Annotated in this window: 12 protein-coding genes; 6 read left to right on the forward strand and 6 right to left on the reverse strand. The window is 42.6% G+C overall.

Going from position 1 to position 14,167, the window contains the following annotated elements:
• Positions 1–43: 43 nt before the first annotated feature.
• On the forward strand, positions 44–1,039 hold the full coding sequence (locus IQ276_RS04260) for a 2-dehydropantoate 2-reductase (protein WP_193914795.1): 996 nt from the start codon (positions 44–46) through the stop codon (positions 1,037–1,039).
• On the opposite strand, the gene IQ276_RS04265 is transcribed toward IQ276_RS04260, so the two are convergent.
• Complete coding sequence (locus IQ276_RS04265; RefSeq protein WP_193914793.1) at positions 1,022–1,516, reverse strand: hypothetical protein; 495 nt, start codon at positions 1,514–1,516, stop codon at positions 1,022–1,024. The genes IQ276_RS04260 and IQ276_RS04265 overlap by 18 nt on opposite strands.
• A 108-nt stretch (positions 1,517–1,624) precedes the next feature.
• Between IQ276_RS04265 and IQ276_RS04270 the strand changes: the two genes are divergently transcribed.
• Positions 1,625–2,215 carry a TetR/AcrR family transcriptional regulator gene (locus IQ276_RS04270; RefSeq protein WP_193914792.1) on the forward strand — a complete coding sequence of 197 codons (591 nt, stop codon included), beginning with the start codon at positions 1,625–1,627 and terminating at the stop codon, positions 2,213–2,215.
• A gap of 102 nt (positions 2,216–2,317) precedes the next feature.
• On the opposite strand, the gene IQ276_RS04275 is transcribed toward IQ276_RS04270, so the two are convergent.
• Positions 2,318–3,079, reverse strand: coding sequence for a DUF4058 family protein (locus IQ276_RS04275; protein ID WP_193914790.1), 762 nt, complete (start codon positions 3,077–3,079; stop codon positions 2,318–2,320).
• Positions 3,080–3,271: 192 nt separating this feature from the next.
• Between IQ276_RS04275 and IQ276_RS04280 the strand changes: the two genes are divergently transcribed.
• Positions 3,272–3,850, forward strand: a complete 579-nt coding sequence (locus IQ276_RS04280) for an NADPH-dependent FMN reductase (protein WP_193914788.1) — start codon at positions 3,272–3,274, stop codon at positions 3,848–3,850.
• 5 nt (positions 3,851–3,855) lie between these two features.
• Here the strand turns inward: IQ276_RS04280 and IQ276_RS04285 are convergent, their stop codons facing one another.
• Complete coding sequence (locus tag IQ276_RS04285; protein WP_193914786.1) at positions 3,856–4,317, reverse strand: DUF3237 domain-containing protein; 462 nt, start codon at positions 4,315–4,317, stop codon at positions 3,856–3,858.
• 34 nt (positions 4,318–4,351) lie between these two features.
• Entirely contained in the window at positions 4,352–5,317 is a 966-nt protein-coding gene (locus tag IQ276_RS04290) for an acetamidase/formamidase family protein (RefSeq protein WP_193914801.1), read from the reverse strand.
• 436 nt (positions 5,318–5,753) lie between these two features.
• On the opposite strand from IQ276_RS04290, the gene IQ276_RS04295 reads away from it, so the two are divergent.
• Positions 5,754–7,220: an SLC13 family permease gene (locus IQ276_RS04295; protein ID WP_193914784.1), complete on the forward strand. Its 1,467-nt coding sequence runs from the start codon at positions 5,754–5,756 to the stop codon at positions 7,218–7,220.
• A gap of 150 nt (positions 7,221–7,370) precedes the next feature.
• Entirely contained in the window at positions 7,371–8,621 is a 1,251-nt protein-coding gene (locus IQ276_RS04300; protein ID WP_228042890.1) for a glycerate kinase family protein, read from the forward strand.
• A gap of 196 nt (positions 8,622–8,817) precedes the next feature.
• On the opposite strand, the gene IQ276_RS04305 is transcribed toward IQ276_RS04300, so the two are convergent.
• Together IQ276_RS04305 and IQ276_RS04310 are read right to left on the reverse strand one after the other, a co-directional pair.
• A complete protein-coding gene (locus tag IQ276_RS04305; RefSeq protein ID WP_193914782.1) occupies positions 8,818–10,392 on the reverse strand; it encodes an iron uptake porin in 1,575 nt (524 codons plus the stop codon).
• 636 nt (positions 10,393–11,028) lie between these two features.
• Complete coding sequence (locus IQ276_RS04310; protein ID WP_190882156.1) at positions 11,029–12,111, reverse strand: MraY family glycosyltransferase; 1,083 nt, start codon at positions 12,109–12,111, stop codon at positions 11,029–11,031.
• A gap of 156 nt (positions 12,112–12,267) precedes the next feature.
• Here IQ276_RS04310 and groL point away from each other — a divergent pair, with 156 nt between their 5' ends.
• On the forward strand, positions 12,268–13,932 hold the full coding sequence (gene groL, locus IQ276_RS04315) for a chaperonin GroEL (RefSeq protein ID WP_190882157.1): 1,665 nt from the start codon (positions 12,268–12,270) through the stop codon (positions 13,930–13,932).
• Positions 13,933–14,167 lie beyond the last annotated feature (235 nt).

Consider the following 14,167-nt stretch of genomic DNA (forward strand, 5'->3'; position numbering starts at 1 on the left):
TAACTGAACTGTATTGAACTATAACCTATATTCTTTTGAGAAAATGAAGATCTGTATTGTTGGTGCAGGTGCGATCGGGGGATATTTAGGAGCAAAGTTGGCACTGGCTGGTGAAACAGTGACGTTGATTGCTCGTGGTTCTCATTTGGAAGCAATTAAAAAAGATGGGCTAAAACTAGTCATGGCGGACGGTTCTAGCCAAGTTGCTCATCCGGCTTTGGCAACTAGCGATATTCAGGAAGCAGGGGCACAAGATGTAGTAATTTTAACTGTTAAGGCTCACAGTGTCCCAGCGATCGCCCCCTCCCTCTCTGCACTCTACAATCCGCATACGACGGTGATTACAGCCCAAAATGGTATTCCTTGGTGGTACTTTCGTCATCATGGCGGCGAGTATGAAGGTACACGCATTCAATCTGTTGATCCGGAGGGAATCGTTGAAGCTGGTATCGGTGTTGACCGCGCCATTGGTTGTGTTGTTTACCCGGCAACTGAGATAATTGAACCAGGTGTCATTAAGCATATTGAAGGCGATCGCTTTACTCTTGGTGAAATCGATGGCAGTAAAAGCGATCGCATCCAATTATTAGCCCAAACTCTTAAACAAGCAGGATTTAAAGCACCAATCCGCAATCAAATTCGCACGGAAATTTGGATCAAGTTGTGGGGAAATGTGGCGTTTAATCCCATCAGCGCCCTCACTGGTGCGACTTTAGAGGATATTTGCCGCTATCCCCTCACCCGCGAACTAGCACGGCAAATGATGACAGAAGCCCAGGCGATCGCCGAAAATTTAGGTATAAAATTTGGCATTACCTTAGAACAGCGAATTAATGGGGCTGAAAATGTTGGTGCCCACAAAACCTCAATGCTGCAAGATATTGAAGCCGGACGCCCCACGGAAATAGATGCGATTGTCGGCGCGGTGGCAGAATTGGGAAAACTCACTCAAATTCCCACACCCCACATTGATGCTATCTACGCCAGCGTTAAGCTGTTGGAAGCAACCAAACAAAGAAGTCTATTTGATGAAAGGTAAAAGGTCAAACTCTTGACGAATTTCTAACAGTGAACGGTCTAACATTGGTTGAAAGTTAAGAAACGGGAAGAAAGTTTTATGGTTACGAGTTGTCAACCACATTGAAATCAACTCTGGCATTAATCGCAGTAATTCAAAAAAGATGGAACTGTATAACCGAATCACACTAGAACGCTTGATCAAGTCTTCATACATCACATTTACAGATGGATTCTGACGCTCACGCAACCAATCTCTAAATTTGAAGTCACTCGTCCAAAATGTCAGCGGCAAAAGCTTAAGTTCGTCGTACATATTTGTGTGACAGCCATAAATTACATGACTAGCATCATGAGCAAGCAAAATTTTGGCAAAATCCTCTGGTTGAGTGCTGGGATGAGTGATATCCAAATTGACCGCATAGTATTCTTCCAGCCCTTGACGTAAAGTTTGAGTGCTATTTTTGTTGGTATATTTCGGTCGAGTTCGCAAAGACATAAGTCGTCAAAATATTATCGATACTATTAGTATCGATAATATCAAATACAAATGTCAACCAGATTTGTGGTTTGCTAGAGATAAAAGTTAATATGAAGTTCTTGTTACATGAGCGAACCCGCTAAAAAGCGTCCTGGAAGACCCCGCAGTGTTGAGTCTCATCAGGCAATTCTCCAAGCGACAATTGATTTACTCATAGAGGTTGGTTTTACTCACATGAGTATTGATGCGATCGCCGCCCGTGCTGGAGTAGGCAAAACCACGATTTACCGACGATATAGTTCCAAAGAAGAGTTGATTGCAGATGCCATTGAAAGTCTCAGACAAGAAGTTGTGATACCTGATACAGGTAGTTTCTGGGGTGATATCGATTCTCTAATCGAGAGTGCTGCACAACTGACACTCAACCCGTTAGGAAAACAGACTGTTGCCATGATTATTAACAGTGCATTAACCAATCCTCAGTTTGCTCAGATGTATTGGACAAAATACCTACAGCCTCGACGGCAAGGGTTTGCGTTCGTGCTAAAACGAGCCAAGGAGAGGGGAGAACTGCAAGCAGATGCCGATTCTGATTTATTCTTCGACACAATCAGCAGTATTATGCTTTATGCGTCAGTCTTTCCACCGAGTGCCGAATCATGGAGTGCTTATGTTCGCCGTCTTCTAAATTTTCAGCTAAGAGATAAGGTGCTTTAAACAGTAAGTGCTTAGAAGAAATGTGTAAAGAAAATCTAAAGGTAGCAAATAGCGATCGCCTAAAAACAGAATAATGCAGCTGAGTTTTGTTCGATGGAGTCTTCATATTTTCTGCAAAATTTCTTTCACCCAAGCTTCTTCCTGGGGCGATCTGACTATTTTTAAAGGTTGTGAATAATCAATTGCCAAGTCAAATCTAGCACGTTCGTAAACTTCATTGAGTAACCTTTGCAAGTCAATTATTGGCTCAGGTTCTCCTTCACGTAAAGGCACAGGAAAAACAGGAATTGGGTGTTTGAAGTCGAAAGTATATAAATCTGCATCAGGTCTGTTGTAGCTGCGACTCACCAAGATACTATAATCTGTGGCGATCGCTCCGAGAACAGGCATTGACTCTCCTTGTCTTAAAAGGTCAATTTCTACCAAGTTGGTTGCAGAAGCCAAAATTTTCTGTCGTTTGCTTTGGTAGGCGGCTCTACCTTCTTTTGAGCGTTTATTTTTCGGGGAAAGTATTTCTACCACAGCAACTACTTCTTTACTTTGAGTTGCTCGCACCTCTAAAAATCGCTCTGTTACTTGTTCTGGTATGGGAACCTTCACTTTACTGGGTTCAGTAAGTTTTGCAGCAGTCAAAGTTGTGCTGATATCTGTAGTGTTACGGTTAGCAACTGCTACATCAGCAATTCCCACAAGTAAGATATCATCTACACTAGTGTAAACTCGTTCTTCTATGGAAACTCGGTATTTCGGCGCAATTTGAGGAGTCAGGTCATCAGCGATCGCTACAATCAAACGATTGTGAACTTGATGCCAAAGTTCAGGCTGTTCCAAATATGGGTTCATTCCAGGAAATGGATTTCCCATTGCGCTTTTCCTTAGTTACTTCTCCTCGCTTGAGACTATTCTATCTGTTTTAATCTTCTGAATTGCCCATTGCGCTTGGATAGACACTTCTTTCTCAATTAGTGTAATTATGTAAAGAAAAACTAAAGGTTGCAAAAAGCGATCGCCTGAAAACAGGATAATGCAACTGAGTCAGCCAATCCACCTAGAACTATGGCATTTACACCCAAAATCCTAGCTTTTGCTGGTAGCACCCGTATAGATTCTTACAACAAAAAATTGGTAAAAATCGCCGCCACTGGTGCCAAGGCAGCAGGCGCAGAAGTGACTTATTTAGATCTACGGGATTTGCCCTTACCTTTGTTTGATGAAGATTTGGAAGCTCAAGAAGGACTACCAGCCAATGCCCGTACATTGAAGGATTTAATGATTTCTCATCAGGGATTTTTGATTGCTTCACCTGAATATAACAGTTCGGTCACGGGAGTTTTGAAAAACGCCATTGATTGGGTATCCCGTCCATCTCCAAATGAAGCTCCCTTGGCTGCTTTTGCAGATAAAGTTGCTACGATTATGAGCGCTTCTCCAGGGGGTCTTGGTGGTTTGCGGGGGTTGGTTCACCTGCGTTCTATTTTGGGAAACATCAAAGTTTTGGTACTTCCCGATCAGGTAGCCATATCCAAAGCTTACGAAGCTTTTAATCCTGATGGCACATTAAAAGATCCCAAACAGCAACAATCTATTGAACATTTAGGCGATCGCTTAACAAAAATATTGCTGAAACTCAATTAAACTCTTCAATTTGAATCGTTCACCAGCTCATAAACGCGATATTCGACCACACCAGATTCCAAGCGTCCCTCACCCACCGCCACAACCCGATTCAGCCAACCGTAACGCGCATCCCCAGTCTCAAAACGCAGCTGGGTCATGAAATAGGTATCGCCATACTCGGTGACGCCCCCGCCAGCAAGGGCAGTGCCTATCTTCTCATTCATCACCACCACCCCATGATACTGAACGTAGATCCGCGCACCATCTTCGGTTTCAAGCAACAAGCGAACATCGAGGTGCCAAACTCCCTCGGCATCGACCAAAATCCAATCGCCGCCGCTCGGAAGGACTTTTCCCCGCAATCGCGCTCCCTCAAAGGTTCCTCCGCCTATATTAAAAATGAGGCGACTCCCGTATGGTCCTGTTCCGCTCTCCAGAGGAGCAGTGATATGGACACGTAAAGTTAAAAGTGGTTCAAGTTTCATAAGGAATTACACTGCGCGAAAAACGCCTAACTACTTATAAATTAATAGTCTGGGATAAAATTGATTTTGGTAACATCCCATGTACCCCTTTTTGGGGACTATTCACAACTTGAGTAATGTGAAAATTCACAGCTAAACTACACAATACATAAGCATCTTCTGGCGACAAATTTGTGAAGCGTTCCAGAAAATCAATCATGTTTTTTAAAGCCAGTTCTAACGCTTCATCTAAGGTTTGAGCAAAACCCATTGTAATAATATCAGTCGGAGTTTCCGCAATTGGTGCTGTCAGTTGTAAATCCTTGCGAAGTTTGAGTGTAATTCTACCGTTCATGGAAGTTTCAATGGCGGTAACATTGACTTCGCCATCACCCTGTGCGGAATGTCCATCACCAATGGAAAATAATGCACCTGGGACAAAAATCGGCAAAAATAAACGAGAACCTGCTTGGAGTTCGCGGTTATCAATATTACCGCCGTAAGAGCCTGGTGGGACGGAAGTTCGAGAGGTTTCTGGAGTAGCAACACCAAGAATTCCAAAAAACGGTTTCAGGGGAATTTTGATCCCAGCACCAGGGGGAAATTCGGCAATATTGTTTGCTAAATCCAGAGGAATGAATCTTAAGGCGGGTTGAGGAAACTGATGTGGTAAAGCTCCCCAACCTGTGCGAATTGCATTAAAGCCTACAGGTAAACGAGGTGCGATCGCCTCTAATTTGACTTCTAAAACATCCCCTGGTTCGGCATCCCGCACGTAAATTGGCCCTGTGAGTAAATGCGGTCCCCCAGCGATTTTGCGCTCTGGTAGAAGATTTTGGCAGATATCGAGAAATTCTGGTGTCAGAAACTCTGGTGGTGCTTTGTCATAAACGTAGTAACCAGTATAAGTTTCTACATCAACTGTATCACCAGAATCAATAGTCAGTGCTGGCTTTAGCAGATGGGAGAAGCCGCCCAAATGCACGGTTTCTGTTGTAGCTTTTAAAATGTAGTGAGCGATCGCTCTACCTCCTTCTAACTCTGGCAACTTCCAATTTCAGGTTTCCTGAGATCAAAATTTTCTTCCACTTCCCCATACAGAAAATAGACCATAGTAGGGCTAATATTGCAACACCCACCCTACAATCAACGACAGCAGATTTCAAGGAAAGTGAAGTACATAAGGATTCGTCTAAAAGCCACGTATAAAGCCTGTTTTACTTCCCAATTCTGTTAGCGCAGCGGGGCGTAGCCCATTCTGACTCCTGAATTCTGCTCTCATACAGCACTGCTTTTATGAGAATGTTCTCATGCTTCCTTAATTAACTTCTCATAAAGTTCTGATTAAACTTACTTTAAGAACAAATTAATTGACACTCAATAATCCTTTTATTTTCATGAGGAGGCAACTTAATAAAAACAGATATCTAAAATTAAATAGAGCATAAAGCTCAGAGATGACAATCAGTCAGAAACATCAGAATCATAACACCATAAATACGCAATTGAATAGATTTTTGCAATATTTTCGGCAATCAAGCCGTTGGCAACCAAAATTACTATTGGCACTATTTTTAACTTCTATATCCAGTGTCATAGTATTTTTACCCGATGGCTTATCTATACAAGGGCGGTTGACTGTATTTGTATTTCTCCTAACCGTAATATTGTGGTCAACGACCTCAATAAATGCTGGTTACATTGCCTTGGTATCGGTACTCATGCTGTTGTTAACTGGCGGCATTTCCCAAGAAGATTTCTTTGAATCCTTGGGTTCGGATGTTGTCTGGTTAATGATAGGCGCGTTTGTTTTGGGAGGTGCAGTTAAGCAAACTGGTTTAGCCACAAGACTAACTCAAGCAGTAGCAGCCAAAGCGCACAACGTCAGCAGCTTATTTTGGTTGCTCACTACAGTCTTAATTCCGCTCTCCTTTTTGATTCCTTCCACCTCTGGACGCGCTGCTGTTACCCATCCGATTTTTCGCAGCGTCGCCAACGCTGTAGAGGAAAAGCGTACCCGTCGCGCTTTGGCGTTGTTGATGCCTTCAATTATATTGGTGTCTACAATTGCTTCCTTAACTGGTGCAGGTTCTCATTTAGTTGCTAAGGATTTATTACAAGAAATTTCCGACAAAGATATATCTTTTAGCCAGTGGTTGCTTTACGGTTTACCCTTTGGAATTGTTGCCAGTTATACGTGCTGCTGGGTAATCATGCGGTTGTTTCTAGACAAAAAATCCTTGCAACAAAAGTTGGATGTTGAATGTTTGCAATCAACACCCCTATCTGTACCAGAACGCAAGACATTATTAATTGTCTTGTTGATGTTGGCGCTGTGGTTAACCGAGAAATGGCATGGTTTAGAAATTGCCACCGTCACCATCATCGGTGCCATGATTCTCACCGCGCCCTATTTTGGGGTGATGAAGTGGAAAGATGCAGTCAAAGATGTTTCTTGGAATCTCATTATTTTCGTAGGTGCAACTCTAGTTTTAGGACGCGCATTAATCAGTTCTGGGGCATCAGAATGGATTATTAATCATGTCTTTGGCTTCAGTGAAATCGACAGCACCAAATCCCACTTTCTCATTCTGGTGCTGCTTACCATCATTAGTTTGACTTCCCACATTTATATGACTTCCCACACAGCAAGAGCAGCCGCTTTAGTCCCTCCCCTGCTGTATCTCGCCAGCAGTCTCGACATAAATCCTGTTGCTGTCTTATTTCTGGGCACCTTAGGTATGGACTATTGCCTAACCTTCCCCGTCAGTTCCAAAGCACTGATGGTTTACCAAGATGCAGAAGAAGATGGCTTTAAACCAACAGATTTACTCAGGCTAAGTTCGGTAATGATTGTTGTTCACTTCGCTTTAGTTCTCGTGTTCTACTACACCTGGTGGCGTTGGGTAGGGCTATCGTTTTGAGTGGGAAGTTAGGAGTTAGGAGTTTGGAGTTTGGAGTTTGGAGTTTGGAGTTTGTCTCCCCATCTCCCTCATCTTCCTCATCCCCCTCATCTCCCCCACTCCCCAATTTAATGACAAAAAAAGCGGCTAGATAGCCGCAGGAAATTAATAATGACACTAAACATTTTAATCGCTCCCTCTGGATTTAAAGAAAGTCTTGATGCAGAACAAGTAGCTGATTGCATAGCTACTGGTATCACTAGAGTTTTACCAGATGTAAATATCTGTAAAGCACCCCTAGTAGATGGTGGTGAAGGCTTTACTAAAACTCTGGTAGCAGCCACAGGCGGTACTTTACATCACCTGGAAGTAACCGGCCCTGTTGGAAAAAAAGTACAATCTCATTTCGGCTTCCTTGGTGGAACTACGAAAAAAACTGCCGTGTTAGAAATGGCGGCTGCGGCGGGGTTGCGTCTCGTACCCTCCGATATGCGAAATCCCATGATGACAACAACCTACGGGGTTGGGGAGTTAATTAAGGCTGCCTTAGATGCTGGTGCAGAGCGCATTTTAGTAGGCTGTGGTGATTCTGGGACTAATGATGGCGGTGCTGGAATGGCGCAAGCTTTGGGTGTGAAGTTGTTGGATGAGAACGGTAAGGAATTGGGTTTGGGTTGTGGCGAATTAATTAAACTCAAAGGCATTGATTTATCTGGGCGAGATTCCCGTTTAAATCAAGTCCAAATTGATGTTGCTTGTAACTGGCATAATGTCCTGTGTGGTGACAAGGGTGTGGCTAGAGTTTTCGGCCCTCAAAAAGGTGCATCCCCAGCAACAGTGGAAGCAATGGCTTCTACACTTGAACACTACGCCGGAGTCATCAAGGCAGATTTAAATATTGACGTGCGCCAAATGCCTGGTGGCGGTGCTTCTGGTGGTTTGGGTACAGGTTTACACGCCTTAATTGGGGCTAAATTACACTCGCGCTACGATATCGTCATGCAGTATTTGGACTTAGATAATCTGATTCCCAAAGCTGATTTAGTGATTACGGCGGAAGGCTGCATTGATTTTCAAACCCCACGCGGTAAAATTCCGGCTGAAGTAGCCAAGCGTGCCAAGCGTTATAACTTACCAGTGATTGCACTTGTCGGTACCATTGGCAAAGGTGCGGAAATAAATTTCCAGCAAGGTATCGATTACTTCAATAGTATTTTGACTCATCCTTGTCAACTAAGTGAGGCGATTTCTCAAACCTCAACTTTGTTAACAAATGCTGCTGAACAGGTAGCGCGGTTGTTGTTGGTGGGTAGGCAAATTAGAAGCTTTAAGTCTCACACCAACACACCATACAAGAAGCAAGCGACAAGATTCAAAACGAAAGATAGTCATTCCTTTAGGGAAGCAAGCTACAGACGTTGATTTATTGCTTGTGGTAATTAAGTTTTTCCCCAAAAATCGTTATGTTAAAGATATTTTGGGGATTTTCTCTTGCAAAATTGTCTTAGGGACTTCCAAATAAAAAATATCTAACTATTTCTGGGAAATCCCTTATCAGCAAGGCATTGAGGTTTACTGATTTATTGAACAGCGATCGCCCTAACTTATCCACTAAGCATTAAAATTTTAGAGTAGTGCGAATAGTGCCAATAAAAACACTGTCGTTATTGGCGTTATGTTCAGGGTTAGTAATCACAAATAACCCAGGCGTAATCGAAATATTATCTGTCACTTGAAACCGATAAAAACCTTCTATGTGTAAAGAGGTATCTCTATCCGCAATTAAACTACTACTGGTAACTTTTGGTGGCATTCCCAAAACTAAACCAGCTAAATTACCCTTATTTCCCAAATCAGGAAACGCTAAACTAACAGCATAATTCAAAATCTCGGCATCATCATTCGTGACTCCTGACTCGGCTTTTGTATAACCAATCCAACCAGAGATCACAAATTTTGGATTGATTCGCCAGCTAGTTTCTAACCCAAATGAATTTGCTGTAGTCGCAACATTTCCAAAAGGACTACGGGCGGTTAAACTACCTGTACTTCCTGTCAAATTAACTCCAGTTTCGCCAATTCCTGCATAATAACCATGAACATAAGTAAAAGTAATACCCAAATTATCAGCTGGTTGAAAATACAAGTGCCCAAGTGCAGCAAAGTTACCATTAAATAAGCCATTATTTTCCGTCGGAACAGCTGCATCATTAGCCATATAAGCAATAGCAAGCTGAGTTTTTTGATTTAATTGATAGTTAATTCCTAACCCCGTTCCGTCCATACTCCGTAAAATCGGATTATACCTACCAAAACGAGAAACTGCACCTCTACCACTACTCGATAAAGGGTTTATTGGTTCAGCAAAATCATTTAATTCCATTTCCGCGATCGCAATTGTTGTTTTTAACTTCTCACCAATAGGAAATGAATAATATACTTCATCTAAACCGATATCATTACCAGTGTCTTCATCAAAACCTAAACGAGTCATTATTGTTCCGGTAATGCTCTCATCAAATTCTGGAATATTTCCTGATTCTAAGCGGAGATTTAATTCATCTTTTCCGGTGAAGCTTGTCACAAAATTTAAACGTACACGCTGAGCAAATATGAGATTATTATCCAATTTTGAATTGTTCTCTCGATTATCATCACTATCGGCAGTGTTTTCGCCAAAAATACTAGCAGCAGTCAAAATCGCTTCAGCTTCCAATTTTGTTGTCGGAGAAAATTGATTTGCTTCTAGCTGAGACGTTCTACTTTCTAAAGTATCCATCCGGCTGCGTAATTTTGCTAATTCTGAAGAAAATTCTACTTGCAGTTTTTGGATTAAATCTAAATCTTTTTTAGTTGTAAAACTACTGTTGCTTGTGGCAATTAATTCTTGCACTTTTGTTAAACAAGCATTTAAACTAGCTGCAAATTCATAACGTGTCATTGCACGTTCACCGCGATAATTTCCGTTCGGATACCCAGCAATACAACCATATCTTTCAATGAGTGATTGTAAAGCCTGAAAAGCCCAGTCTGTAGATTTTACGTCAGATAGTTGAGAAACAGATGTTAATTGTGATGTGTCTGTTAGAGAAGGCTGTTGCTGATTTTCTAGAGCGAAAATTGGTGTACTAATACAGGTTGTGGCAATGCTAAAGCTGGATGTTAAGATGAAGAGCTTACAGATCCTATTCATTTTTACTGCAACAAAAAACTACACAAATCCAAGTGATTTGCATACCAAATTACCATAATATTGCATAATCAATCATGAGAAAATTCTCATCATTTCTTGGTTTTAAATTCATTTTTGTATGAACTTATTTTTGGAATATTTTTAATATCTAAATATCCCAAAACCAGCAGTTAAATGAGGTAAGTTAAATCAGTAAAACAACACAAAAAAGAAAAAATATTTTAGATTCTTCAACAAAAAATAGTCAAACTTTACAAGGAAATATACACACCGACTAAAAAAGTAGCGTCTAAATTTTCTGTTAATAAAACGTGAGTTTTATGGCTCATATCCTAAACTCAATCAAGAGACCTCTAACAGGTTTTACTACCCAAAACTGTCCCTTTGCGACTCCCAGAGGGACAGACTTGAACTTTAGTAAGACACCAATAGCTGTGCGCCCCTACAAATGTACAAACAATTTGGGATAATTTATTTTCTGGAAGTCCCTAAGTAATTATCCGAATTTGACATTACTACAAAAAGAGAAGTCAGGGCTGCTGATACCAGCTCTGACTTCCCACACTCTACAATGATTATTATTCCTAATCACTGAGGATTTTATTTTTTAGAATTCCTTATATCCGCGAAAGTGTACTAATTTTGTTGGCGTATTCTTTGCCACACAGTAAAGCCCAAAAGAATAATAATGCTACTGGCGGTAGTTAACATTACAGCCAAACTCATACCTTGTATTCTCATGGCTAGTAAGTTGCAAACCAAGGTAATTCCCCACAACGTAAACGCTGCATGGCGTTGGGAGAATCCCCAAGCCAGCAAGCGGTGGTGCAGGTGGTCTTTGCCAGGAGTACTTAGAGGGTTATTTCCTGCTAATAGCCGTCGCACAAATACTTGAGTAGTATCTAGCACTGGCAATAACAGAAATAAAACTGTGGGTATGAGGGCATAGATTGTGTTTTGTTGTAGTTTGCCTAAAATACTAGTTGCTGCCAAGACATAACCGAAAAAGTATGCTCCAGCATCACCCATAATAATTCGTGATGGATGGAAGTTGTGGCGCAAAAAGCCCAGTGCCGCACCTCCTAAGGCTGCCAAAACTAAAGTTGCCGCTGCACGGTTGTTAAATTGGGCTGAAACGCCTAATAAACTCATGGCGGTAATAAAGCTGATTCCTCCCGCCAAACCATCCATACCATCCATCAAATTGATGGCGTTGGTAATCCCTACTACCCATAGTACCGTCAGGCACATGGAGAGAAGCGAGTCGATGGGAGTGCCAAATGTAACTTGCACACTGATACCGTTAGCTACCAGCAACAGTGCTGTGACAATTTGTGCCCACAAACGAACGGAGGGCGGTAAACCGAACTGATCGTCAATAAAGCCCACAAGGACTAATATTGAAGCCCCCAAGAGAATAGTTAGTACCTGGGCTAATACATTTTGGAGTTCGATCGGTCGTAAAAGACTAGCTAATACCAGCGCGGCAATTACACCCGCGTAGATAGCTAGCCCACCTGCATTGGGCAAAGGTTCTCGGTTAAGCCGCCGTGCGTTGGGTTGGTCTGCCCAACCTACCCGCAAGGCGAATTTGCGTACTGTCGGAATTAAACGCCAGGTTACAAGCCAAGCTAAGAGGAACGTAAATACTACTGCCAACCAGCCGGTGCCGCTAGGGTCGGCAATACCAAGGGACTTAAGGGAGTTGTCTAGGTTCATCTCCCAATTCAAGCATTACTGCCAGTATCTAATATGAGCATCACCTGTATATTAATCAATTTTTCATTTCCATTTGTAACTTGACTTGCTGGAGACATTAGCACTCTTGCTCTGTGAGTGCTAAATTGTCTAATGGAAGCGCTTGAGAAATAAAACATGGCGAAAATTATTGCATTTGACGAGGAATCGCGGCGAGCTCTAGAAAGGGGTGTTAACGCCCTTGCCGATGCCGTAAAAATCACCTTGGGACCCAAAGGTCGCAATGTCCTTTTAGAGAAAAAATTTGGCGCACCTCAAATTGTCAACGATGGTATCACTGTTGCCAAGGAAATTGAATTAGAAGATCCTTTGGAAAATACAGGTGCAAGACTCATCCAGGAAGTAGCATCTAAAACTAAGGATGTCGCTGGGGATGGCACTACAACTGCTACAGTTTTGGCGCAGGCTTTGATTCGAGAAGGTCTAAAGAACGTTGCGGCTGGTACTAACCCAGTCAGCTTAAAGCGTGGGATCGATAAAACTATCGAAGCCCTGGTAGAAGAAATTGCCAAAATAGCTAAGCCTGTAGAAGGAAGTGCGATCGCTCAAGTTGCCACTGTCTCCGCCGGTAACGACGAAGAAGTTGGCAATATGCTAGCCCAAGCAATGGAAAAAGTCACCAAAGATGGTGTAATCACCGTTGAAGAATCTAAATCCCTGACAACTGAACTAGAAGTAGTTGAAGGGATGCAGATTGACAGGGGTTATATTTCTCCCTACTTTGTCACCAACAACGAGCGGCAAATCGTAGAATTTGAAAACGCCCGCATCCTGGTTACTGATAAAAAAATCAGCACCATCCAGGATTTAGTACCGGTGTTGGAAAAAGTCGCCCGTTCGGGTCAGCCTTTGCTGATCATCGCCGAAGATGTCGAAGGAGACGCCTTGGCAACTTTGGTAGTGAACAAAGCACGGGGTGTACTTGCCGTAGCTGCCATCAAAGCGCCTGGGTTTGGCGATCGCCGCAAAGCTTTACTCCAAGATATTGCCATTCTCACCGATGGACAATTGATTTCTGAAGAAATCGGCTTGAGCCTGGATACCGCTTCTCTAGAAACCCTGGGAACTGCCCGCAAAATCACCATTGATAAAGAAAGCACCACAATTGTCGCTGGCAGTTCCACCAAGCCAGAAGTGCAAAAGCGGATTGGTCAAATTCGCAGACAGTTGGAAGAAACTGATTCCGACTACGACAAAGAAAAGCTCCAAGAACGCATCGCTAAGCTAGCTGGTGGCGTGGCAGTGATTAAAGTGGGTGCAGCCACAGAAACCGAACTCAAAGACCGTAAATTGCGAATTGAGGACGCCCTCAACGCCACAAAAGCTGCCGTGGAAGAAGGTATTGTTCCTGGTGGTGGAACGACCCTGATTCACCTATCCAAGACAGTAGAAGCAATTAAAAACACCCTGGATGCAGAAGAAAAAATTGGGGCTGATATTGTCCAGCGTGCATTGGAAGCTCCCTTGCGTCAAATCGCAGATAACGCCGGTGCAGAAGGTTCTGTGATTGTCTCTAAAGTCCGGGATGCCGAATTCAACATTGGCTACAACGCTGCTACTGGTGAATTTGAAGATTTGATCGCTGCTGGGATCATTGACCCTGCTAAGGTCGTGCGTTCAGCTTTACAAAACGCTGCTTCCATTGCTGGTTTAGTTTTAACCACCGAAGCGATCGTTGTTGAAAAGCCTGAAAAGAAATCCGCTGCTCCTGCCCCTGATATGGGCGGTATGGGCGGTATGGGTGGCATGGGCGGCATGGGCGGCATGGGCGGCATGTTCTAATTTCTGCTCACCCAGGTATGTCAGAATTCAGAATTCAGAATTCAGAATTTAGAATTAACAAGCAGAGCCGGATAGGTCTCTGGCTCTGCCCCTGAATCCTTACGTAAATATTTTTGAAGCAGTTTGTCTTGTCAAGGCAAACTGTTTTTTATACTCATCATTGCTGATTCAGAAGCAATATGTTATCTGTATTGCTGGTAACTCACTGAATTTAAATAAACTTAATACCATTTTC

The sequence above is a fragment of the Desmonostoc muscorum LEGE 12446 genome (assembly GCF_015207005.2).
Lineage (GTDB): Bacteria > Cyanobacteriota > Cyanobacteriia > Cyanobacteriales > Nostocaceae > Nostoc > Nostoc muscorum.

Excerpts from the sequence above, each read along its gene's own strand:
- IQ276_RS04285 (WP_193914786.1), bottom strand. The coding sequence starts at position 4,317 with ATGAAACTTGAACCACTTTTAACTTTACGTGTCCATATCACTGCTCCT.
- IQ276_RS04295 (WP_193914784.1), top strand. The coding sequence starts at position 5,754 with ATGACAATCAGTCAGAAACATCAGAATCATAACACCATAAATACGCAA.
- IQ276_RS04275 (WP_193914790.1), bottom strand. The coding sequence starts at position 3,079 with ATGGGAAATCCATTTCCTGGAATGAACCCATATTTGGAACAGCCTGAA.
- IQ276_RS04300 (WP_228042890.1), top strand. The coding sequence starts at position 7,371 with ATGACACTAAACATTTTAATCGCTCCCTCTGGATTTAAAGAAAGTCTT.
- groL (WP_190882157.1), top strand. The coding sequence starts at position 12,268 with ATGGCGAAAATTATTGCATTTGACGAGGAATCGCGGCGAGCTCTAGAA.
- IQ276_RS04310 (WP_190882156.1), bottom strand. The coding sequence starts at position 12,111 with ATGAACCTAGACAACTCCCTTAAGTCCCTTGGTATTGCCGACCCTAGC.
- IQ276_RS04270 (WP_193914792.1), top strand. The coding sequence starts at position 1,625 with ATGAGCGAACCCGCTAAAAAGCGTCCTGGAAGACCCCGCAGTGTTGAG.
- IQ276_RS04265 (WP_193914793.1), bottom strand. The coding sequence starts at position 1,516 with ATGTCTTTGCGAACTCGACCGAAATATACCAACAAAAATAGCACTCAA.
- IQ276_RS04305 (WP_193914782.1), bottom strand. The coding sequence starts at position 10,392 with ATGAATAGGATCTGTAAGCTCTTCATCTTAACATCCAGCTTTAGCATT.
- IQ276_RS04280 (WP_193914788.1), top strand. The coding sequence starts at position 3,272 with ATGGCATTTACACCCAAAATCCTAGCTTTTGCTGGTAGCACCCGTATA.
- IQ276_RS04260 (WP_193914795.1), top strand. The coding sequence starts at position 44 with ATGAAGATCTGTATTGTTGGTGCAGGTGCGATCGGGGGATATTTAGGA.